We start from the raw sequence: 21,705 nt of genomic DNA, 5'->3' as shown, positions 1-21,705 counted from the left end.
GAACAGCGGAGCCCGCCGAGCAGGCCGGGAGACGCCGAAGGCCCCGATCGCGCTGCGGTCGGGGCCTTCGTGCTGGTTCACATCCGCCCTGACCCGCGCCGGAGCGTGGACGGGCGCGTGGTCTGAACCCCGGCGGACTCCAGCGAACGAGATCAGAAGGTACGCATGGGCCGGTCTATCCGGCGGCCTCGACGCCGAGGTCGGCGAGCAGGCTGCGGATCCGGGCCTCGATCTGGTCGCGGATCGGCCGGACCGCGTCGACGCCCCGGCCGGCCGGGTCCGCCAGCTTCCAGTCCAGGTAGGTCTTGCCGGGGAAGAACGGGCAGGCGTCTCCGCAGCCCATGGTGATCACCACGTCGGAGGCTTGGACGGCCTCGACGGTCAGGACCTTGGGGATCTCGGCGGAGATGTCGATCCCGACCTCGGCCAAGGCCTCGACAACGGCCGGGTTCACGGTCTCGGCCGGGGCGGAGCCGGCCGAGCGGACCTGGACCCGGTCGCCTCCGAGGCGGGTGAGGAAGGCGGCGGCCATCTGGGAACGGCCGGCGTTGTGCACGCAGACGAACAACACCGAGGGCTTGGACTCAGGCACGGGCGGACCCTTCGGGAGCGGCGGCCGGACGGTCAACGGCGGGCTGGGGGAAGAATCGGCGGGCGGCGAGGGCCACGTGGACGAGGCCGATCAGGACCGGCACCTCGATCAGCGGGCCGACGACCCCGGCGAGGGCCTGGCCGCTGGCGGCACCGAAGGTGGCGATGGCGACGGCGATGGCCAGTTCGAAGTTGTTGCCCGCGGCGGTGAACGCAAGGGTGGTGGCGCGCGGGTGGTCCAGGCCCACCGCGCGGCCCAGCGCCAGCGATCCGGCCCACATCACGGCGAAGTAGGCCAGCAGCGGCAGGGCGATCCGGGCGGCGTCCAGGGGCTGCGCGGTGATGGCACGGCCCTGGAGGGCGAACAGGGTGACGATGGTGAACAGCAGCCCGTACAGGGCGAAGGGGCCGATGCGTGGCAGCAGCACGCCCTCGTACCAGGTCCGACCGCGGGCCTTCTCGCCGAAGCGGCGGGTGAGGTAGCCGGCGGCGAGCGGGATGCCGAGGAAGACCAGCACGCTGTGGGCGATCTCCCACGCCGACACGTCGAGGGCGGTCTGCTCCAGGCCGAGCCAGCCGGGCAGGACGGACAGGTAGAACCAGCCGAGCGCACCGAAGGCGATCACCTGGAACACGGAGTTGAGGGCGACGAGCACGGCGGCGGCCTCGCGGTCACCGCAGGCGAGGTCGTTCCAGATGATCACCATGGCGATGCAGCGGGCGAGGCCGACGATGATCAGCCCGGTGCGGTACTCGGGCAGGTCGGGCAGCAGCAGCCAGGCGAGCGCGAACATCAGCGCCGGGCCGACCAGCCAGTTCAGCACCAGGGAAGGCACCAGCAGGCGGCGGTCGCGGGTGACGGTGTCGAGGCGGTCGTAGCGGACCTTGGCGAGCACCGGGTACATCATCACCAACAGGCCGAGCGCGATCGGCAGCGAGACGCCGGTGACGGTCACCTTCGCCAGAGTGTCGCCCAGGCCCGGGACCAGGCGGCCCAGTCCGATGCCGAGCGCCATCGCGATCAGGATCCACACCGCGAGGTAGCGGTCGGTGAACGACAGTCGGCCGGTCACCGGGATGTCCGCCCGGACGGTGGTGTTCACGAGGCGGTCCCGGCGGGGGCGGGCGAGTCCGCGGGGCGGGTGAGGATGCCGGCGAGGCGGTCGGTGGTTTCGGGGACCAGCCGGTAGTACACCCAGGTGCCCCGGCGCTCGGAGTCGATCAGCCCGGCCTGTCGCAGCAGCTTCAGGTGGTGGGAGATCGTCGGCTGGGACAGGTCGAACTGCGGAGTCAGGTCACAGACGCACACCTCGCCCCCTTGGCCGGAGGCGATCATCGACAGCAGCCGCAACCGCACCGGGTCACCCAATGCCTTGAACAGCGGCGCGAGTTCGGCGGCCTGGGCCTCGTCCAGCGGGGCGCTGAGCAGGCCGGGGCAGCAACCGTCCCCGCCGTCGTCCTGGCCGAGCACCCGAAGTTCCTGATTCGACATGCTTCTATATTGACGAATATCGATCCGGCGCGCAAGGTTGCATCGACAGACATCGATCCAGCCTGTGGGAGGCAGCCATGTCCCGTGTCCAGCTCGCCCTGCGCGTCGCCGACCTCGAAGGCTCCATCGCCTTCTATTCCAAGCTCTTCGGCACCGAGCCCGCCAAGCGCCGCCCCGGCTACGCGAACTTCGCCATCACCGAGCCCCCGCTCAAGCTCGTCCTCATCGAGGGCGAGCCCGGAGTCGAGACCCGCCTGGACCACCTCGGCGTCGAGGTGGAGAGCGCGGAGCAGGTCGCGGCTGCCACCACCCGCCTCAAGGGCGCCGGCCTCGCGACCTTCGAGGAGAACGACACCTCCTGCTGCTACGCGCTCCAGGACAAGGTCTGGGCCACTGCCCCCGGCAAGGAGCCCTGGGAGGTCTACGTCGTCAAGGCCGACGCCGACACCCTCGGCAAGAGCGCGGCCGGTGCGCCGAATGCCTGCTGCACGTCCGACGCGCAGCTTCTCGAACCCGCCCATGGCCCGGCGGGGGTTCAAACCGCCACGGACTGCGCCTGCGGGAGCTGATCCGCGCAGCGTCTCGGACCGGGCGGAGGGGGGGTCCGCGTTCGAACGAGGCCGGCAAGGCCGGGGTGGCGGGCGAGGGCCCGCCACCCCGGCCCGGAATCCCGACCGGGGCCAGAACCGGGACCAGGACACGAAGAAGGCACCAGCACCTTGAGAACCAGCCGTGCCCAGGGTCAACGACCTCGTCGCCGCTGCCTCCCGCCTGCTCCCGGTCCACGCGGTACGTCTCTCGGTGTCAGGAACCGGTGAGGTGCTTCACGGTGCTCACCGCGTTCTGGAACTGCGGCTCGCCGGTGTAGGTGGCGCGCCAGAAGCCCGCCCCGGTGCTGGGCACGGTCGCGACGAAGCCGTAACCCGTGCCGTCCCATGATGCGTTGGGGACCGTGGTGACGGTGGTCCAGTCGTCCGTGCCGTTCTCCGAGAACTGGATGTTCACTGGAATCGTGCTTGGGGTGAGGTTGCCGGAGAAGACCATGTCGCCCTGGAGCGTGACGTTCGCGGCGTCAGCCCGCGTCGCGGTGAAGGAGCGGAAGGAGGCCGGCGCCACCACCATGATGGAGCTGCTCGCCTGGGCGTCGGTCAGGTACGGGTCGTCGCTGGACCAGCCCACGCTGAGCGTGGTGTTGCTCCAGAGCGGCTGGGTCGCCGGGAAGACCGCGGAGCCGTCGCCGTCCGTGGTCCGCTGGACGAAGCCCCCGAAGGAGTTCGAGCCGAGGGTCTTGCCGGCCAGCGGCTCCCAGCCGTCGGGCGAGTCCCACAGCAGCCTGGCGCTGGTCGAGTCCACCGTTCCCTTGAACGGGACGACGCTGGTGCTCGGGTTCACGTCGATCCTGGTGGCTGTCCTCTTCCAGCCGATCTGGAAGTCCCGCGAGCTCGACTGGTTGTAGAAGACGTGGGTCGGGTCGTAGTTGAAGGACGCCTGGATGTCGGTCGCGTTCAGGTCGGTGAACGGGAGCGTCGCAGAGAAGCTGCCGTCCGCGGCAGTCGTCACGGTCGCGTTCTGGAAGTAGGACTCGACCTGCACGGACAGTCCGCCCATCGGCGTGATGGCGCCGGTGCTCGGCCACTGGCCCATCAGGTGACCGCTGATGGTGACGCTGCGGTGGAAGTAGTCCACCGTGCTGCGGTCGATCGTGGCGTCGTCCAGGTTGGTCTGCACCGCGTAGTAGAAGTAGCCGGAGCCGGTGGTGGAGAGGGTGTCGCCGCCCACGTCGGTGGCCGACACGTCGATCCGGTAGCTGCCCAGGTCGGGGAGCTGAATGCGGCTTGCGGTGCCCCAGGTTCCGTTGTCGGCGGTGCCGGAGGTCAGGTCGAAGTCCGTGACCGTGGCCACCGTCTGGTGGGTGGCCACTGAGTACAGGCTGACCTTGATGTCCTTGATGGCCGTCGGCGCGGTCAGTGAAAGGACCAGCTTTCCGTTGTTGGTCCAGTCGTTGTGGGCCGCCACGACGGTGATGCCGGTGGCCGCCTGCGCAGCCGTCCCCCCGGCCAGCGAGAGCCCCCCGGTGACGAGCGCGGCGGTGAGAGCCGCCAGGGCGCGGCGAGAAGTCATGGTCCCCCCTCTGGTGTTGCGCTGCTGTCGAGCAGCGGACCGTCGGAAGCTATCAACGGCCGCACCGCTGCTCAACACACTTTCATCACCTGATGCCACCGACCGGCGCAACGAAGGCGGAGGGTACGAGGTGCGAGACCATCCGGGGGCGGGCGGAACGGCTCTGGCCCGGTTCGGCTTCCCCGCTGAACAGCGACGACGGGGCCAGCCGGACCGAGGCAGGCTTCGGTCCGAACCCGAGGCCCAGTGCGACAACGCACGCAGCCGCGCCCTGTGGTGGGCGGGACAGGGTGAAGACCTGCGCGCGTGGCCGTGTCTGAACCTCGTTGACGGGCCATCGGGCATGGGGCATGGGACACGAGCAGCCTACGAAGCCCGTTCCATCGACCGGGCGAAACGCCGGTATATGCGTAAATGTACCAACCTTTTACAAATCAGTGGTTTGCTGCCGTCCAGAAGTGTGGCTTTGTCAGATGGTGCTACCGCTGCGGACCTGACGTTCAGTCGCTGTGTGTAGCGGCCTGAGGGGAGTTCCGGAAATGATGCATGTGAGACGGTGGATGCGGCCCCCCACGCATGGGTCCGGAGGAGGGCCGGTCCGGTCGGCGTGGCTCCTTGCCGGGGAGGGCGGGCTCCGCCCGTGGACGGGAGACGGCGGAGACCTGGGCCGGCGTACGGTCCGCTCCGCTCCTGGAACGCCCGGTCGGAACGTGACTCCTGCCCGGCGCGCGTACGGCCGCCGCGGGATATCGCGCCAGACGTCCGGGGGGTACTGAATGACCGCCATGATGCGACGCTCGGGGAGACACCGGGCACGGCGGTTCCGGTCGGGAGCGGTGGTCGGCTCGCTGGCCCTGGTGGCGTCGACGCTCGGCCTCGCGGTCACCGCGCTGAATCCGGCGCCGGCGCAGGCCGCCGTGCCGACGGTCACGTGTACGACGAATCCGAACATCTTCAACACCGGGTACAACGCGGCCACCGGCGGCGTCCTCGCCGACGGCTCGAAGGACGCGCACTGGCAGGTCGCCGGGCCCTTCCCGGCAACGGCTCTGGTCTCCCCGCCGCCCGCGGGTGCCGCGTTCGCCCCGGCGAATGTGGCCAACCTGGTGCCGGGGTGGTGGGCTTCCAGCCCCTACCAGAACGCGCAATGGGTCTCACAGCAGACGAAGGCCAACCCGGATCAAGGCGTCGCCAACGGTGACTGGTACTACCGCTACCAGTTCGACCTCTCCTCGGCCGTCAGTCCCTCCGCGTTCGCGCTGTCGATGAACTTCCTCGCCGACAACGCCGTGGCCGAGGTGTACGTCAACGGTGTCGCGCAGTCCAAGAAGACGACCGGGCTGCCGCAGACCCCGTTGACCGGTCCGCCGCCTGCCGGGCAGAAGACCGGCACCTACTACTACCAGGGCTTCACCACGGCGAACGCCGCGCAGACGACCCTGAAGAACAACTGGAAGACCGGTCTGAACACGATTGACGTGCAGATCAAGTCCGGTGAGGGAGCAGAGGGTTTCGACGCGCAGGTTCGGCCGAGCACGCTGTGCCCGCCCCCTGCGGTGTCGCTGAAGAAGACCGCGACGGTGACCCCGGCCGGCAACCAGACGCAGGCCAAGGTCGGTGACAAGATCGCCTACTCGTTCGCGGTCACCAACACCGGGACGACGCCGCTCGTGTCGGTCGCGGTCAACGATCCGGCCCTCGGTACCGTGACCTGCCCGAAGCCGGCGGCACCGGGTCTGGCTCCGGGTGCCTCGGTGACGTGCACGTCCACAGCGGTCCACACTGTCACACAAGCGGACGTGGACGCCGGTTCGGTGCGGAACACCGCGACCGCGACCGGGAGCAACGGCGTCGCGACCAGCCCGCCCGCCACCGCCACCGCGACCGTGCCGACCCAGGCGCAGGCACCAGCGCTGACGATCAAGAAGTCCGCCACTGCCAGCCAGCCGGACAAGCTGGTCCTCGGTGAGACGATCGACTACAGCTTCGTGGTCAAGAACACCGGCAACGTCACGCTGAAGAACGTGAAGGTCAACGAGACCACGTTCACCGGCACCGGCACCGCGCCGGTCGTCACCTGTCCCACTGCCCAGGCCGCCTCCCTGGCCCCGGGCGTGTCGATGACCTGCACCGCCTCCTACACGGTGACGCAGGCGGATGTGGACGCGGGCACGGTCAAGAACATCGCGACCGCGACCGGTACCCCGCCGTCGGGCCCGCCGCCGGTCTCGCCGCCGTCCGAGGTGATCGTCCCGGGGCCGTCGGCCCCCTCGCTGACTGTGGTCAAGTCCTCCTCCGCTGACAAGCTGGTGGCCGGCGAGAAGGTCACCTACAGCTTCCAGGTCACGAACACCGGCAATGTCTCGCTGAAGGACGTGAAGGTCAACGAGGGCGCGTTCACCGGTAGTGGCACGCTCGACCCGGTCGTCTGCCCGAGCGGCGCCGCTTCGCTCGCTCCGGGTGCCTCCGTCACCTGCACCGCTGGCTACACGGTGACGCAGGCGGATGTGGACGCGGGCTCGGTCAAGAACAGCGCCACCTCCACCGGCACGCCGCCGACCGGTCCGCCGCCGGTGTCGCCGCCGTCCGAGGTGACGATCACCGAGCCGCCGGCTCCGGCGATGACGGTGGTCAAGTCCGGCCAGAGCAGTCAGCCCGACAAGCTGGTCCTCGGCGAGACGGTCACCTACAGCTTCGCCGTCAAGAACACCGGTAACGTCACGCTGAAGGACGTGAAGGTCACCGAGGGTCCGTTCACCGGTAGCGGCACGATGTCGCCCGTCACCTGCCCGAGCGCCGAGGCGGCTTCGCTGGCGCCGGGTGCGACGGTGACCTGCACCGCCACCTACACGGTGACGCAGGCGGATGTGGATGCGGGCTCGATCAAGAACAGCGCCACCTCCACCGGTACGCCGCCGACCGGGCCGCCGCCGGTGTCGCCGCCGTCCGAGGTGATCATCCCGGCGCCCGACGACCCGAAGCTGACGGTCGTCAAGTCGGCCTCGACCGGCAACCTCGTCGCCGGTGAGCAGATCACCTACAGCTTCGAGGTGAAGAACACCGGCAACGTCACCCTGAAGGACGTCAAGGTCACCGAGGGCGCATTCACCGGCAGCGGCACGCTCTCCCCGGTCACCTGCCCGAGCGCCGAGGCGGCCACGCTCGCCCCGGGCGCCACCGTCACCTGCACCGCCACGTACACGGTCACGCAGGCGGATGTGGACGCCGGTTCGGTGAAGAACAGCGCGACCGCGACCGGCACTCCGCCGTCCGGCCCGCCGCCGGTCTCCCCGCCCAGCGAGGTGACCATCACCGAGCCGCCGGCTCCCGCGCTGGAGATGGCCAAGTCCTCCTCCACCGACAAGCTGATCGTCGGCGAGAAGATCACGTACAGCTTCCAGGTCACCAACACCGGCAACGTCACCGTCAAGGACGTCAAGGTCACCGACGGCCCGTTCACCGGTAGCGGCACGCTCGACCCGGTGGTCTGCCCGGCGGAGGCCGCCTCGCTCGCGCCCGGCGCCACCGTCACCTGCACCGCCGGCTACACCGTCACGCAGGCGGACGTGGACGCGGGTTCGGTGAAGAACAGCGCGACCGCGACCGGCACTCCGCCGTCCGGCCCGCCGCCGGTCTCCCCGCCCAGCGAGGTGACCATCACCGAGCCGCCGGCTCCCGCGCTGACGGTGGCCAAGTCCGCCACCAGCAGCCGGCCGGACACGCTGGTCCTCGGCGAGGCGGTCACCTACAGCTTCGTCGTCAAGAACACCGGCAATGTGACCCTCAAGGACGTCAAGGTCACCGAGGGCCCGTTCACCGGCACCGGCACGATGTCCCCGGTCACCTGCCCCACCGCTCAGGCGGCTTCGCTGGCGCCGGGCGCGGAGATGACCTGCACCGCCACCTACACCGTCACCCAGGCGGACGTGGACGCGGGTTCGGTCAAGAACAGCGCCACTGCGACCGGCACTCCGCCGTCCGGCCCGCCGCCGGTCTCCCCGCCCAGCGAGGTGACCATCCCGGCTCCCTCCGACCCGAAGCTGACCGTGGTCAAGACCGCGACCAGCAGCCGGCCCGACAAGCTGATCGTCGGCGAGAAGGTGGCCTACAGCTTCGCCGTCACCAACACCGGCAATGTCACGCTCAAGGACGTCAAGGTCACCGAGGGCCAGTTCACCGGTACCGGCACGATGTCGCCGATCACCTGCCCGAGCGGGGCGGCCTCGCTCGCGCCCGGCGCCACCGTCACCTGCACCGCCACGTACACGGTCACGCAGGCCGATGTGGACACGGGATTCGTCAGGAACGACGCGACCGCGACCGGCACCCCGCCGACCGGCACTCCGCCCGTCTCCCCGCCGTCCGAGGCGATCGTCCCCGCGCCGAACGAGCCGGCGCTGACCGTGGTGAAGACCGCGACCAGCAGCCGGCCCGACAAGCTGATCGTCGGAGAGACGGTCACCTACTCGTTCGCGGTGAAGAACACCGGCAACGTCACGCTCAAGGACGTGAAGGTCACCGAGGGCGCGTTCACCGGCACCGGTCAGCTCTCCCCGGTCACCTGCCCGATTGCCGAGGCCGCTTCGCTGGCCCCGGGCGCGTCGATGACCTGCACCGCCACCTACACCGTCACCCAGGCGGACGTGGATGCGGGCTCGATCAAGAACAGCGCCACCTCCACCGGTACGCCGCCGACCGGTCCGCCGCCGGTGTCGCCGCCGTCCGAGGTGATCGTCCCGGCGCCCAACGACCCGAAGCTGACGGTCGTCAAGTCGGCCTCGACCGGCAACCTCGTCGCCGGTGAGCAGATCACCTACTCGTTCGCGGTGAAGAACACCGGCAACGTCACCCTCAAGGACGTCAAGGTCACCGAGGGCGCGTTCACCGGCAGCGGCACGCTGTCGCCCGTCGCCTGTCCCAGCGGCGCCGCTTCGCTCGCCCCGGGCGCGACGGTCACCTGCACCGCCACCTACACCGTCACCCAGGCGGATGTGGACGCGGGTTCGGTCAAGAACAGCGCGACCGCCACCGGCACCCCGCCGTCCGGCCCGCCGCCGGTCTCCCCGCCGTCCGAGGTCACGGTGACCACGCAGGACCAGCCCGGCCTGTCCGTGGTGAAGTCCGCCTCGACCGGCACGCTCGTCGCGGGTGAGGAGATCACCTACAAGTTCGAGGTCAAGAACACCGGCAACGTCACGCTCAAGGACGTGAAGGTCACCGAGGGCACGTTCACCGGCAGCGGCACGCTGTCGCCGGTCACCTGCCCCAGCGGCGCCGCCTCGCTCGCCCCGGGTGCCGTCGTCACCTGCACCGCCACCTACACGGTGACGCAGGCCGACGTGGACGCCGGTTCGGTGAAGAACACGGCCACCGGTACCGGTACGCCGCCCCGCGGCGAGCCGCCGGTGTCCCCGCCGACCGAGACGACCATCACCACGAACGACCGGCCCGGCCTGGTGGTGGTCAAGACCGGCCACAGCAGCAAGCCTGACCAGCTCGTCGTCGGCGAGACCATCCGGTACGACTTCACGGTCACCAACACCGGCAACGTCACGCTGAAGGACGTGAAGGTCACCGAAGGCACGTTCACCGGCACCGGCACGCTGTCCCCGGTCACCTGCCCGACTGCCGAGGCCGCCTCCCTGGCCCCGGGCGCGTCGATGACCTGCACCGCCACCTACACCGTCACCCAGGCGGACGTGGACGCCGGTTCGGTGAAGAACACCGCAACCAGCACCGGCACCCCGCCGCGCGGCGAGCCGCCGGTCTCCCCGCCGTCCGAGACGATCGTCCCGGCGCCGGAGAAACCCGCGCTCACGGTCGTGAAGACCTCCTCCACCGGCGCCCTGGTCGCCGGTGAGCAGGTCACCTACGCGTTCGCCGTCACCAACACCGGCAACGTCACCCTCAAGGACGTCAAGATCAAGGAGGGCCAGTTCACCGGCAGCGGCACGCTGTCCCCGGTCACCTGCCCGAGCGGCGCCGCTTCGCTGGCGCCCGGCGCCACCGTGCTGTGCACCGCCACCTACACGGTCACCCAGGCCGACGTGGACGCGGGCTCGGTCAAGAACAGCGCGACCGCCACCGGCACCCCGCCCAAGGGCCAGCCGCCCGTGTCGCCGCCGTCCGAGACGACCATCACCACGAACGACCGGCCCGGCCTGTCCGTGGTCAAGTCCGCCACCAGCGGCACGGAGGACAAGCTGGTCGCCGGCGAGAAGATCACCTACAGCTTCGCCGTCCGCAACACCGGCAACGTCACCCTCAAGGACATCAAGATCACCGAGGGCCCGTTCACCGGCCACGGCAAGCTCGACCCGATCACCTGCCCCAAGGAGGCGACGAACCTCGCGCCCGGCACCACCGTCACCTGCACCGCCACCTACACGGTGACGCAGGCCGACGTGGACGCGGGATCGATCAAGAACGCCGCGACCGCGACCGGCACCCCGCCGCGCGGTGAGCCGCCGGTCTCCCCGCCCTCCGAGGTGGAACTGCCGCAGGCACCCAAGCCCGCGCTGACCGTGGTCAAGTCCGCCCAGACCGAGAAGCCCGGCAAGCTGGTCGCCGGCGAGAAGGTCACCTACAAGTTCGCCGTCACCAACACCGGCAACGTCACCCTCAAGGACGTCAAGGTCACCGAAGGCGAGTTCACCGGCACCGGCAAGCTCACCCCCGTCACCTGCCCCAAGGAGGCCGCTCCGCTCGCGCCCGGCGCCACCGTCACCTGCACCGCCACCTACACGGTGACGCAGGCCGACGTCGACGCCGGCACCATCCGCAACACCGCCACCGCCACCGGCACCCCGCCCACGGGCGAACCGCCGGTCTCCCCGCCCTCCGGGATCACCGTCCCGTCCAACGGACAGGGCGTGCTCGGCCTCACCAAGACCGCCGACGTCACCGACGTCAACGGCAACGGCAAGACCGACACCGGCGACCGCATCGACTGGAAGCTGACCGTCGCCAACCAGGGCACCGCCACCGTCACCGGCATCAAGGTCGACGACCCCACCGCCGGCGAGGTGACCTGCCCCAGGACCAGCCTCGCCCCGGGCGAGACGATGGTGTGCACCACCGAGCCGCACACCATCACCACCGAGGACGCCCAGCGCGGCAAGGTCGTCAACACCGCCACCGCCACCGGCACCGGAGCCACCTCCCCCGAGGCCACCGCCACGGTCAAGGTCGAACCCGGACCCGTCGCGCCCGGCCAGCCCGGCAAGCCCGCCGAGCCCGGACCGACCGGCATCCTCGCCCGCACCGGCACCGCCGTCCTCACCGCAGCCGGCATCGCCACCGCACTGCTGGCCATCGGAGCCCTCGCCCTCACCCTCAGCAGGCGCCGCCGCAACAGCTGAGACAGGCGAACCTGAGGAGGGGTGCCCGTGGCAGCCGGCCACGGCCACCCCTCCCAAGGAACAGGACGACCACGATGCCCGGACCGCTCAGCGGTCCGGGCATCGTTTGTCCGCTGAGCGGTCTGCCACAGCGCTGCTCTCCACGAGCAGTTGCGGCGGCTCCTGGACGAGCCCATGCTCCACTGCGTCGGCAGGAGGATCGGCGCGGCTCTGTGGGGGCGACGGACGTGGGACGGGCGCCGCCCGATCGTGCAGGGGAACGGTGTGACGTTGGCGCGGATCGTCAGCCGTTGGTGTTGATCTCGTTCACGATCCACTCGCCGAGTTCCTCGGTCATCGTGGTGTGACCCTCGTTGCGGCTGGCGCACTTGAAGGCGTCGAGCTCCCCGGCACCCACCTCGATCGGCGCGTAGAGCGCCTCCGACCGATCAACCTCGGACTCACCCGCACCACAGGCGCGGTTGCGCAGGTTCGACCGGCCGCTCGCGCCAACTGGGACCACACGACGACGAAGGCCCGGACCGCAGTGCGGTCCGGGCCTTCGTCTGCCCTGGCGGGCGGAGGCGGAGGATACGAGATTCGAACTCGTGAGGGGTTGCCCCCAACACGCTTTCCAAGCGTGCGCCCTAGGCCTCTAGGCGAATCCTCCGAGGGAGAGCTTAGTACATGTTTTGGGGTGGTCGCGACCACGTATCTCGCAGGTGGGGGGAGGGGGTGGCCTGCGGATGCGGGGGTGGGGGTGGTGGTGGAGGGGTGGGGCCGGGATCCGGTACTGTGGGGGGCAGCCCCTCGTGTGGCGTCATCTCTCTGAACCCCCCCAGGGCCGGAAGGCAGCAAGGGTAGGAGGGCTCTGGCGGGTGCACGAGGGGTCTTCGCGTTTCCGGGGCGGGGCTGGGGGAGGCCGCGTTTGTCGGTCCGTCCCGATATCGTCGGTGGTGTGTCCCTAGCCCTGTACCGCCGCTACCGCCCCGAGACCTTCGCGGAGGTCATCGGGCAGGAGCACGTGACCGCTCCGCTCCAGCAGGCCCTGCGCAACAACAGGGTCAACCACGCCTACCTGTTCAGCGGCCCGCGCGGCTGCGGCAAGACGACGAGCGCGCGCATCCTGGCCCGCTGCCTGAACTGCGAGCAGGGGCCGACGCCGACGCCGTGCGGCGAGTGCCAGTCGTGCCGGGACCTCGCCACGGGCGGGCCCGGGTCGATCGACGTGATCGAGATCGACGCGGCCTCGCACGGTGGTGTGGACGACGCGCGCGAGCTGCGGGAGCGGGCGTTCTTCGCGCCGGTGCACAGCCGGTACAAGATCTTCATCCTGGACGAGGCGCACATGGTGACCTCGGCCGGCTTCAACGCGCTGCTGAAGGTGGTGGAGGAGCCGCCGGAGCACCTCAAGTTCATCTTCGCGACCACGGAGCCGGAGAAGGTGATCGGGACGATCCGGTCCCGGACGCACCACTACCCGTTCCGGCTGGTGCCGCCCGGCACGCTGCGCGACTACCTGGCGGAGGTGTGCGGCCGGGAGGGGATCCAGGTCGAGGACTCGGTGTTCCCGCTGGTGGTGCGGGCGGGGGCCGGGTCGGTGCGTGACTCGATGTCGGTGATGGACCAGCTGCTGGCCGGCGCGGGCGAGGGCGGCGTCACGTACCAGATGGCCACCGCGCTGCTCGGGTACACGGACTCGGCGCTGCTGGACGAGGTGGTGGACGCGTTCGCCGCGCACGACGGGGCGACGGTGTTCCAGGTGATCGACCGGGTGGTCGAGGGCGGGCACGACCCGCGGCGGTTCGTCACGGACCTGCTGGAGCGGCTGCGCGACCTGGTGATCCTCGCCACAGTGCCGGACGCGGGGGAGAAGGGGCTGATCGACGCCCCGGCGGACCGGGTCGCGGTGATGCAGGCGCAGGCGGACGCCTTCGGGGCGGCCGAGCTGAGCCGGGCGGCGGACCTCGTCAACACCGGGCTGACGGAGATGCGTGGCAACGCGGCGCCCCGGCTGCAGCTGGAGCTGATCTGCGCCCGGGTGATGCTGCCGGGCGCGTACAGCGACGAGCTGTCGTTGCAGGCGCGGTTGGACAAGCTGGAGCGCAGGGCCGCAGCCGGTGGGATGGCCGGCGGAGTGGTCGGGGGGATGGCGGCGGTGGCTCCGGCCGTCGCGCCGCCGGTGGTGATGCCGGAGGCGGTGCCGCCTACACCTCAGCCGGTGCCTCAGCCGGTCGCTCAGGTGCAGCCGGCCCCTGCCCCTGCGCCCGCGCAGCCGGCCGGGCCGGCGCCCGGGGCCTGGCCGATCAAGCGGAGCTTCCCGCCCGCCGGGGAGGCGCCCGCGCCCGCGCCCGCCCCGGCGGCCGCGCCGACGCCGGCCCCCGCGCCGGCCCCCGCTCCTGCTCCCGCCCCCGCGCAGGCGCCCGGCGGGCAGCCGTCGGCGGCGGCGCAGCAGGGTGCGGCGCAGGTGCGGCAGCTGTGGCCGCAGATCCTGGAGGCGGTGAAGAACCGTCGTCGCTTCACCTGGATCCTGCTCAGCCAGAACGGCCAAGTGGCCGGGTTCGACGGCAGCGTGCTCCAGGTCTCGTTCATCAACGCGGGTGCCCGCGACAGCTTCGTCAGCAGCAACAGCGACGACGTGCTGCGGTCCGCCCTCGCGGACGCCCTGGGCGTCGACTGGCGGATCGAGTGCATCGTCGACCCGTCGGGCGGGGCGGGCGGCGGCCCCACCGGCGGACTCGGCGCCGGACCCGCCGGACCCGCCGGACCCGGCGCGGGCGGGGGCGGTTGGGGCGCTCCGCCGGCGCGTCCCGTGGCGTCCGCGCCCCCGATGCAGCCCGCCGCTCCGGCGCCCGCGCCCGTGGCGGCGCCCGCGCCGCAGCCGCAGGCTGCGCCGGCCGCACCGATGCCCCCGCCGGTCCAGGCCCCGCCCCCGGCGGCCCCGGCGCGTCCCGTGCAGGCGGTGGCCCCGGAGGACGACATCCCGGAGGAGGACGACCCCGATCTCAACGAGGAGGTGTTCTCCGGCCAGGAGCTGATCATCCGCGAGCTGGGGGCCACGGTGCTGGAGGAGATCCGGCACGGTGGGAACTGACCGGCACGTACGCTCGTCGAGGACGTACGCACAGACCGAACGCAAGGAGTGAGCCGTGTTTCCCGGTGGTGGCCAGCCCAACATGCAGGCGCTGCTCAAGCAGGCCCAGAAGATGCAGCAGGACATCGCCCAGGCCCAGCAGGAGCTGGCGGAGGCGAAGGTGACCGGTTCGGCGGGCGGCGGTCTCGTCGAGGCGACGGTGACCGGTGCCGGGGAGCTGGTGGCGCTGACCATCGCCCCGGCCGCCGTGGACCCGGAGGACACCGAGACCCTGGCGGACCTGGTGCTGGCGGCCGTCCGCGACGCCAACCAGGCCGCGCAGAAGATGCAGGCCGAGCGGATGGGCCCGCTGACCCAGGGCCTGGGCGGCGGCGGCATCCCCGGTCTGCCGTTCTGAGGGCGGCGGGCGGTCCGGGATGCCGGGCCGTGACGGTCCGGAGTTCAGGCGATGGACCTGTGTGATTTATGCGGGAGTCGGGCGTCGGGCGGTGTGCCCGGCGTCCGATTCGTTGGATGATGGCACCGGAGCACCCCGTGCGGGTGCCACCGGTCCAACCCGAGGGAAGGCGCGACGTTGTACGAGGGCGTGGTTCAGGACCTGATCGACGAACTGGGCAGGCTGCCCGGCGTCGGGCCCAAGAGCGCGCAGCGGATCGCCTTCCACGTCCTGCAGGCCGACCCGGTCGACGTCCGCCGGCTGGCGCACGCGCTGCTGGAGGTCAAGGACAAGGTGCGGTTCTGCGCCGTCTGCGGCAACGTCGCGGAGGCCGAGCAGTGCCGGGTCTGTCTCGACCCGCGCCGTGACCTCGCGGTCGTCTGCGTCGTCGAGGAGCCCAAGGACGTCGTCGCCATCGAGCGCACCCGGGAGTTCCGCGGCCGCTACCACGTACTGGGCGGCGCGATCAGCCCGATCGAGGGCGTCGGCCCGGACGACCTGCGGATCCGGGAGCTGCTGGCGCGGCTCGCCGACGGCACGGTCACCGAGCTGATCCTGGCCACCGACCCCAATCTGGAGGGGGAGGCGACCGCCACCTACCTGGCCCGGCTCTGCAAGCCGATGGGCCTGAAGGTGACCCGTCTGGCGAGCGGCCTGCCCGTCGGCGGGGATCTGGAGTACGCGGACGAGGTCACGCTCGGCCGTGCCTTCGAAGGGAGACGACTGCTCGATGTCTGACCGGACGATCAACCAGCAGCCCCACACGCCCCACCAGGCCGGACCGGAGCAGGACCGGCGCACCACCCAGGACGCCCCGCACACCCCGCACACGCACGGTCACGGCTCGGAGCCGGACGACTTCGCGGTGCAGATCGCGGACTCGGTGGAGAGCTTCGTGCTCTCGGTCACCGAGGTCGCCAAGGGCGACGAACCCGGCAGCGCCGTCTCGCTCCTCCTGCTGGAGGTCTCGCAGCTGCTGCTGGCCGGCGGCCGGCTGGGCGCCATCGAGGACGTCGTCCCCGAGGACCGCTTCGAGCCCGACGCCGGGCCGGAGCCGGACGGCGAGCAGCTGCGCGAGCGGCTGGCCGAACTGCTCGCGCCGATCGACGTCTACCACGAGGTCTTCGACCCGTACGGGCCGCCGGAGAAGCCGAACGCCTTCCGGATCTCGGACGACCTGGCCGGGGTGGTGGGCGAGCTGCAGCACGGGCTCACCCACTACCGCGAGGGCCGGGTCAGCGAGGCGCTCTGGTGGTGGCAGTTCTCGTACCTGTCCAACTGGGGCACCACCTGCACGGCCGTCCTGCGGGCGCTGCAGTCGCTGATCGCGCACGTCCGGCTGGACAGCCCGATCGGGGCGGCGCCGGACGGGGCGGACACCGACAACGACGGGCTCACCGACGAGCAGCTGGAGCAGCAGGCCGGTGACCTGATGGCGGCGGAACTCGGTCTGGGGCGGTAGGGCGGCCGCACCCCGGGGCACCCCTGGGCACTTCCGCGCGCCCCTGGGCCCTCCCGGGCATCCGGGCCGAAAGTGTGACGGACGACTCACCCTCCCCGCCGGAGCGGAAAACCCCGGGGCGTCCGTCCGTTCGTCCGCCGATTCTCCGGGGCGACGGCGGCCCGCCAGCAGACCTGCCGGTGGAGCCGCCCGCACCCCCGCTCACCTGCCGAAACGTGTGTCTCATCATATGGAAAGCGGAGGTCGGGGCACCCCCGCTCGGTAGACTGGCGCCGACCGCTGCCCCCGCCACCCGGGGGTGCGGGGGCCGATCGCCCCCGAAGACGACACAAGTCGAGGAGCGCACGTGGGCCTTGTCGTGCAGAAGTACGGCGGCTCATCCGTTGCGGATGCCGAGGGCATCAAGCGCGTGGCCCGTCGAATCGTTGATGCCAAGAAGGCCGGCCATGAGGTCGTCGTCGTGGTGTCCGCGATGGGCGACACGACGGACGAGCTCATCGAACTCGCGGAGCAGGTGTCACCTCTCCCCGCCGGCCGCGAGTTCGACATGCTGCTGACCGCTGGAGAGCGCATCTCCATGGCGCTGCTGGCCATGGCGATCAAATCCCTGGGCCACGAGGCGCAGTCCTTCACCGGCAGCCAGGCCGGCGTCATCACCGACTCCGTCCACAACAAGGCGCGCATCATCGACGTGACGCCGGGCCGCATCCGCACCGCCCTCGACGAGGGCAACATCGCGATCGTGGCCGGCTTCCAGGGCGTCTCGCAGTCGAGCAAGGACATCACCACGCTCGGCCGCGGCGGCTCGGACACCACGGCCGTCGCCCTCGCCGCCGCCCTCAAGGCGGAGGTCTGCGAGATCTACACCGACGTGGACGGCGTCTTCACCGCCGACCCGCGCGTGGTGAAGAAGGCCCGCAAGATCGACTGGATCGCCTACGAGGACATGCTGGAGCTGGCCTCGTCCGGGTCCAAGGTGCTGCTCGACCGCTGTGTGGAGTACGCGCGCCGCTACAACATCCCGATTCACGTACGCTCGTCCTTCTCGGGCCTCCCCGGGACGATCGTCAGCAACGACAACCCGAACCAGCCCGAAGGGGGCGAGATGGAGCAGGCCATCATCTCCGGAGTCGCCCATGACACGTCCGAGGCGAAGGTCACGGTCGTCGGCGTCCCCGACAAGCCCGGCGAGGCGGCGCGCATCTTCCGTGCCATCGCCGATGCCGAGATCAACATCGACATGGTCGTGCAGAACGTCTCGGCGGCCTCGACCGGCCTGACCGACATCTCCTTCACCCTGCCGAAGACCGAGGGCCAGAAGGCCATCGACGCGCTCGACCGGGTCCGCGAGGGCATCGGCTACGAGTCGCTGCGCTACGACGACGCGATCGGCAAGATCTCGCTGGTCGGCGCGGGCATGCGCTCCAACCCGGGCGTCACCGCGACCTTCTTCGAGGCGCTCTCCGCGGCCGGGGTCAACATCGAGCTGATCTCCACCTCGGAGATCCGCATCTCGGTGGTCACCCGCGCCGAGGACGTCAACGCGGCCGTCCAGGCCGTCCACAGCGCCTTCGGGCTGGACAGCGAGACGGACGAGGCCGTCGTCTACGGAGGCACCGGGCGATGACCCGGCGGCCGAACCTCGCCGTCGTCGGCGCCACCGGCGCGGTCGGCGAGGTGCTCCTCGGCCTGCTCTCCCTCCGCCAGGACATCTGGGGCGAGATCCGTCTCGTCGCCTCCCCGCGCTCGGCCGGCCGCAAGGCGGTCGTGCGCGGGGAGACCACTGAGGTGCTCCCGCTCGACGAGGCGGTCTTCGACGGGATCGACGTCGCGCTCTTCGACGTCCCCGAGGAGGTCTCCGCCCGCTGGGCACCGATCGCGGCCGCCAAGGGCGTCGTGGTGGTGGACGGCTCCGGCGCGTTCCGGCTGGACGACGCCGTCCCGCTGGTGGTGCCCGAGGTCAACGCGGCGGCTGCCCGGATGCGCTCGCGCGGCATCGTCGCCAGCCCCGACTCCACCACCCTGACCATGATCGCGGCGATCGGCGCGCTGCACGCCGAGTACGGGCTGGAGTCCCTGGTCGTCGCCTCCTACCAGGCCGCCTCCGGGCTCGGCCGGGCCGGTACGGACACGCTGCGCACCCAGCTCGCCCGGGTGGCCGGCACCGAGGTCGGCGAGCAGACCGGCGACCTGCGCGCGGTGATCGACGACCACGGGCCCTTCGCCGCACCGCTGGCGCTCAACGCGGTGCCCTGGGCCGGGGTGCTCACCGACGGCGGCTGGTCGTCCGAGGAACGCACGGTGCGCGACGAGTCCCGCAAGATCCTCGGCCTGCCCCGGCTCAAGGTCTCCGCCACCTGCGTGCGGATCCCGGTGGTGCGCACCCACGCGCTCGCCGTGCACGCGGTGTTCGAGCGCGAGGTCACCCAGGAGCACGCCCGGGAGCTGCTGGCCCAGGCCCCCGGGGTGGTGCTGTACGACGACCCGGCGGAGGGCGAGTTCCCCACGCCGAACGACGTGGTGGGGACGGACCCGGTGTGGGTGGGGCGGCTGCGGCGGGCGCTGGACGACCCGACCGCGCTGGACCTCTTCCTCTGCGGGGACAACCTGCGCCGCGGGGCGGCCCTGAACGCGCTGCAGATCGCGGAACTGGTGGCCGCCGAGGGCCTGGGCGCGGCGGCGGCCGACGACGCGTCCTAGCGGCGGCTCCCGGCGGCTCCCGGCGGCTCGGCGGCTCCGGGCCGGTTCTCCCCGGCTGCTCCCGGCCGCTCAGGGCGCCCCCGGTGGTTCCCGGCGGCCCCGGGCGGCGCCTCACCGGCCCCGCCCTGCGCGGGATGTTCGCCGACTGTGCGAGGAATCCCCGCCGAATCCCCTGGAGGGCCGTTCCGTCCATGCGGAAGAATGTCCGCCGGGCCGGGCAACCATGACAGGGGATCGAGTGTCCAACGGGCGTGGCGAACGTGATGGTGGGGGCAGGGACGGGAATCCCGGCGACAGCCGCGGTGACCTTCCCGGCGCGTGTCCAGTGGCCTGCGGACAGGCCGGAAAATAGCCAGATGACGGCAGTCGCACCCGGCGCCGCGGACTCCGGCGCCGGTACCGCCGGTACCGCCGCCGGGACCAGCGAGGACCTGCTCACCGAGACCTACCAGGCGCACTACCGGTCCCTGCTGAGGCTGGCCGCGCTGCTCCTCGACGACCTGTCGAGCTGCGAGGACGTCGTCCAGGAGGCCTTCATACGCGTGCACGCGGCCCGGCGCCGGGTGCGCGAACCGGAGAAGACGCTGGCCTACCTCCGGCAGACCGTGGTCAACCTGTCCCGCTCGACCCTGCGGCGCAGGATCCTCGGGCTGCGGCTGCTGCAGAAGCCGATGCCTGACATGGCCAGTGCAGAGGAAGGTGCCTACGATGCGCTGGAGCGCGACCAGTTGAAGGTCGCGCTGCGGGGCCTGCAACGCCGTCAGCGGGAGGTACTGGTGCTGCGCTACTTCGTGGACATGACGGAGGCGCAGGTCGCGGAGACCCTGGGCATCTCGCTCGGTTCGGTCAAGGCGTACGGCTCACGAGGGCTCGCCGCACTGCGGGTCCAGATGGAGGCCGGGCATGGCTGAGAACGATCTTCCGCTCGGCGGAGGTGTGCCGCTCGGCGGGGAGGGCCCCGGTGACCACGAGGAGCGGCTGGTCCGGGAGCTGATGCAGCGGGCCGTGGCCGAGGTGCAGCCCGCGCCCGGCAGCCTGCAGCACATCCGGCGGGCGGTGCCGCGCCGCCGGGCCGTCCGGCGCGGGGCCTGGACCGGCGCCGCCGCGGTGGCGGCCGCCACCGCCCTGCTGCTGCCCGCCCTGCACACCGCGGACCACCTCGGCCTGTCCGGCGGCCCCGGCTCGCCCGGCGCCGCGAGCGGCGGCGCCTCCCCGACCGTCACGGGAACCGCCCCCGGCGGCGCCACCGGCACGCCCGAGCGGCCGCCCGCCGCCGGCACCGGATCGCCGGCCGCACCGGGCAGCCCGTCCGGCCCGGCCGACGGCGCAGCGAGCGCCGGGCCGAGCACCACCCGCCCCGCGCCCGGTACCTTCGCGCCCTCCACCCCGGCCACCGGTGGCGGGAGCGACGCCCCGGTGCCCGCCCTGTGCACGCGCTCCGACCTGGGGCAGGGCGCCACCCAGCTCGGCGCCGCGGACTCCGGCGGGCGGATCTACGGCGCCTTCACCGTGACCAACGTCTCCGGGCGCAGCTGCCGGCTCGGCGGCCCCGGCTCGGTGACCGTCACCGGCGCGGCGGAGACCGGCCGGGTCCGGATCGCCTTCCACACCGCCGGCGACCCGGCGACCGGCCTGCCCGCGCCCGGGCCCTCGTCCGGTCCCGCGACGGGGAAGGACGCGGGGAGCGACGGCCTCGTCCTCGCGCCCAGGGCCGGGTACCGGGTGGACTTCGCCTGGTTCCCGGATCCGGCCGGCTGCCCCGTCCCCGGCGGGACGGCCTCGCCGAGCGCGTCGACGGGCACCGGACAGCCGGGCACGGGCACGTCCGGCGGCGGCGGTGCGACGGGCGGCGGCACGACCGGTCCCGGCACCGGGACCGCGAGCGGCGGACCGGGCTCGGTGCCGGGTACGGGTGGGTCCGGATCCGGCGGCGGGTCCGGTTCCGGAGGGTCCGGCGGCGGTTCCGGATCCGGTTCCGGATCGGGCGGCGGCGCCGGCAGCGGTTCCGGTGGTCAGACAGGCGGCTCGGGGGCGGGCGGCACCGGGACGGCCGGGGGCGCGGTCGGTCCGGGGAGCACGGGCAGCGGCGCGGTCGGTCCCGGCACCGAGAGCGCCGAACCGGGAACGTCGGCGGGCGGCACCAGCGGGGTGCCCGCGGCGGTTCCGGCGGCGGTTCCGGCGGCCTTCCGCACCGGGGAGCCGACCGCGCAGCCGCGGCCGACCACGACGGGCGTGCCCTCCGGGGCGCCGAGCCCGTCGGCCACTCCGTCGCCCGGCGCGAGCAAGCCCTCGACGAGCGTCACCCTGGCGCACACCCCGGCCCCGGGCAACCCGGTCGCCGCGACCGCGGTCCTGCCCGGCGCCTGCGCGGGCACGGTCTACCGGACGCTCCCGCAGCTCATCGCGGCCGACGCCCCGGCCGCCGACCCGAGCGCCTCCCCGTCGGCGGGGTGAGGCGGGGCCGGACGG

General features: G+C 72.0%; 15 protein-coding genes, 1 tRNA gene and 1 other RNA gene. 11 read left to right on the top strand and 6 right to left on the bottom strand.

Features of this window, described 5'->3' with window-relative positions:
• Window positions 1-175: 175 nt before the first annotated feature.
• The 3 genes from ACF1AK_RS06485 to ACF1AK_RS06475 are packed head-to-tail and all read right to left on the bottom strand — an operon-like array spanning window position 176 to window position 2,083.
• Window positions 176-592, bottom strand: a complete 417-nt coding sequence (locus ACF1AK_RS06485) for an arsenate reductase ArsC (RefSeq protein WP_391497626.1) — start codon at window positions 590-592, stop codon at window positions 176-178.
• Entirely contained in the window at window positions 585-1,694 is a 1,110-nt protein-coding gene (gene arsB / locus ACF1AK_RS06480) for an ACR3 family arsenite efflux transporter (RefSeq protein WP_391497625.1), read from the bottom strand. The genes ACF1AK_RS06485 and arsB overlap by 8 nt, the downstream gene beginning before the upstream one ends.
• The gene (locus ACF1AK_RS06475) at window positions 1,691-2,083 is read right to left on the bottom strand and encodes an ArsR/SmtB family transcription factor (RefSeq protein WP_391497624.1); all 393 of its coding nucleotides are present in this window, start codon (window positions 2,081-2,083) and stop codon (window positions 1,691-1,693) included. The genes arsB and ACF1AK_RS06475 overlap by 4 nt, the downstream gene beginning before the upstream one ends.
• A 77-nt stretch (window positions 2,084-2,160) precedes the next feature.
• On the opposite strand from ACF1AK_RS06475, the gene ACF1AK_RS06470 reads away from it, so the two are divergent.
• Window positions 2,161-2,652 carry an ArsI/CadI family heavy metal resistance metalloenzyme gene (locus tag ACF1AK_RS06470; RefSeq protein ID WP_391497623.1) on the top strand — a complete coding sequence of 164 codons (492 nt, stop codon included), beginning with the start codon at window positions 2,161-2,163 and terminating at the stop codon, window positions 2,650-2,652.
• A gap of 235 nt (window positions 2,653-2,887) precedes the next feature.
• Here the strand turns inward: ACF1AK_RS06470 and ACF1AK_RS06465 are convergent, their stop codons facing one another.
• Window positions 2,888-4,204, bottom strand: coding sequence for a hypothetical protein (locus ACF1AK_RS06465; RefSeq protein WP_391497622.1), 1,317 nt, complete (start codon window positions 4,202-4,204; stop codon window positions 2,888-2,890).
• An 836-nt stretch (window positions 4,205-5,040) separates the two neighbouring features.
• On the opposite strand from ACF1AK_RS06465, the gene ACF1AK_RS06460 reads away from it, so the two are divergent.
• Window positions 5,041-11,565, top strand: a complete 6,525-nt coding sequence (locus ACF1AK_RS06460) for a hypothetical protein (RefSeq protein ID WP_391497621.1) — start codon at window positions 5,041-5,043, stop codon at window positions 11,563-11,565.
• Between the two features lie 283 nt (window positions 11,566-11,848).
• Here the strand turns inward: ACF1AK_RS06460 and ACF1AK_RS06455 are convergent, their stop codons facing one another.
• A complete protein-coding gene (locus ACF1AK_RS06455; protein ID WP_391497620.1) occupies window positions 11,849-12,067 on the bottom strand; it encodes a hypothetical protein in 219 nt (72 codons plus the stop codon).
• Between the two features lie 62 nt (window positions 12,068-12,129).
• Window positions 12,130-12,214, bottom strand: a tRNA-Ser gene (locus ACF1AK_RS06450).
• Window positions 12,215-12,345: 131 nt separating this feature from the next.
• On the opposite strand from ACF1AK_RS06450, the gene ffs reads away from it, so the two are divergent.
• From ffs to ACF1AK_RS06405, 9 genes are all read left to right on the top strand, one after another.
• An RNA gene (gene ffs / locus ACF1AK_RS06445) (signal recognition particle sRNA small type) lies at window positions 12,346-12,442 on the top strand.
• Window positions 12,443-12,502: 60 nt separating this feature from the next.
• Window positions 12,503-14,638, top strand: a complete 2,136-nt coding sequence (locus tag ACF1AK_RS06440; protein WP_391497619.1) for a DNA polymerase III subunit gamma and tau — start codon at window positions 12,503-12,505, stop codon at window positions 14,636-14,638.
• A gap of 55 nt (window positions 14,639-14,693) precedes the next feature.
• On the top strand, window positions 14,694-15,035 hold the full coding sequence (locus ACF1AK_RS06435; RefSeq protein ID WP_391497618.1) for a YbaB/EbfC family nucleoid-associated protein: 342 nt from the start codon (window positions 14,694-14,696) through the stop codon (window positions 15,033-15,035).
• Between the two features lie 177 nt (window positions 15,036-15,212).
• Entirely contained in the window at window positions 15,213-15,812 is a 600-nt protein-coding gene (gene recR / locus ACF1AK_RS06430) for a recombination mediator RecR (RefSeq protein ID WP_380296354.1), read from the top strand.
• On the top strand, window positions 15,805-16,536 hold the full coding sequence (locus ACF1AK_RS06425) for a DUF5063 domain-containing protein (protein ID WP_391497617.1): 732 nt from the start codon (window positions 15,805-15,807) through the stop codon (window positions 16,534-16,536). The genes recR and ACF1AK_RS06425 overlap by 8 nt, the downstream gene beginning before the upstream one ends.
• A 346-nt stretch (window positions 16,537-16,882) precedes the next feature.
• A complete protein-coding gene (locus ACF1AK_RS06420) occupies window positions 16,883-18,163 on the top strand; it encodes an aspartate kinase (RefSeq protein WP_350541538.1) in 1,281 nt (426 codons plus the stop codon).
• Window positions 18,160-19,236: an aspartate-semialdehyde dehydrogenase gene (locus tag ACF1AK_RS06415; RefSeq protein WP_391497616.1), complete on the top strand. Its 1,077-nt coding sequence runs from the start codon at window positions 18,160-18,162 to the stop codon at window positions 19,234-19,236. The genes ACF1AK_RS06420 and ACF1AK_RS06415 overlap by 4 nt, the downstream gene beginning before the upstream one ends.
• 356 nt (window positions 19,237-19,592) lie before the next feature.
• Window positions 19,593-20,147: a SigE family RNA polymerase sigma factor gene (locus ACF1AK_RS06410; RefSeq protein WP_344345760.1), complete on the top strand. Its 555-nt coding sequence runs from the start codon at window positions 19,593-19,595 to the stop codon at window positions 20,145-20,147.
• Window positions 20,140-21,690 (top strand): hypothetical protein, encoded by a 1,551-nt coding sequence (locus ACF1AK_RS06405; RefSeq protein ID WP_391497615.1) that lies wholly within the window; start codon window positions 20,140-20,142, stop codon window positions 21,688-21,690. Before ACF1AK_RS06410 ends, ACF1AK_RS06405 begins: the two co-directional genes overlap by 8 nt.
• Window positions 21,691-21,705 lie beyond the last annotated feature (15 nt).

Source organism: Kitasatospora sp. NPDC015120, assembly GCF_043080305.1.
Classification (GTDB): domain Bacteria; phylum Actinomycetota; class Actinomycetes; order Streptomycetales; family Streptomycetaceae; genus Kitasatospora.
The sequence above is the reverse complement of the archived record's forward strand: the minus strand, read 5'-3'. Positions and strand labels throughout refer to the sequence as shown.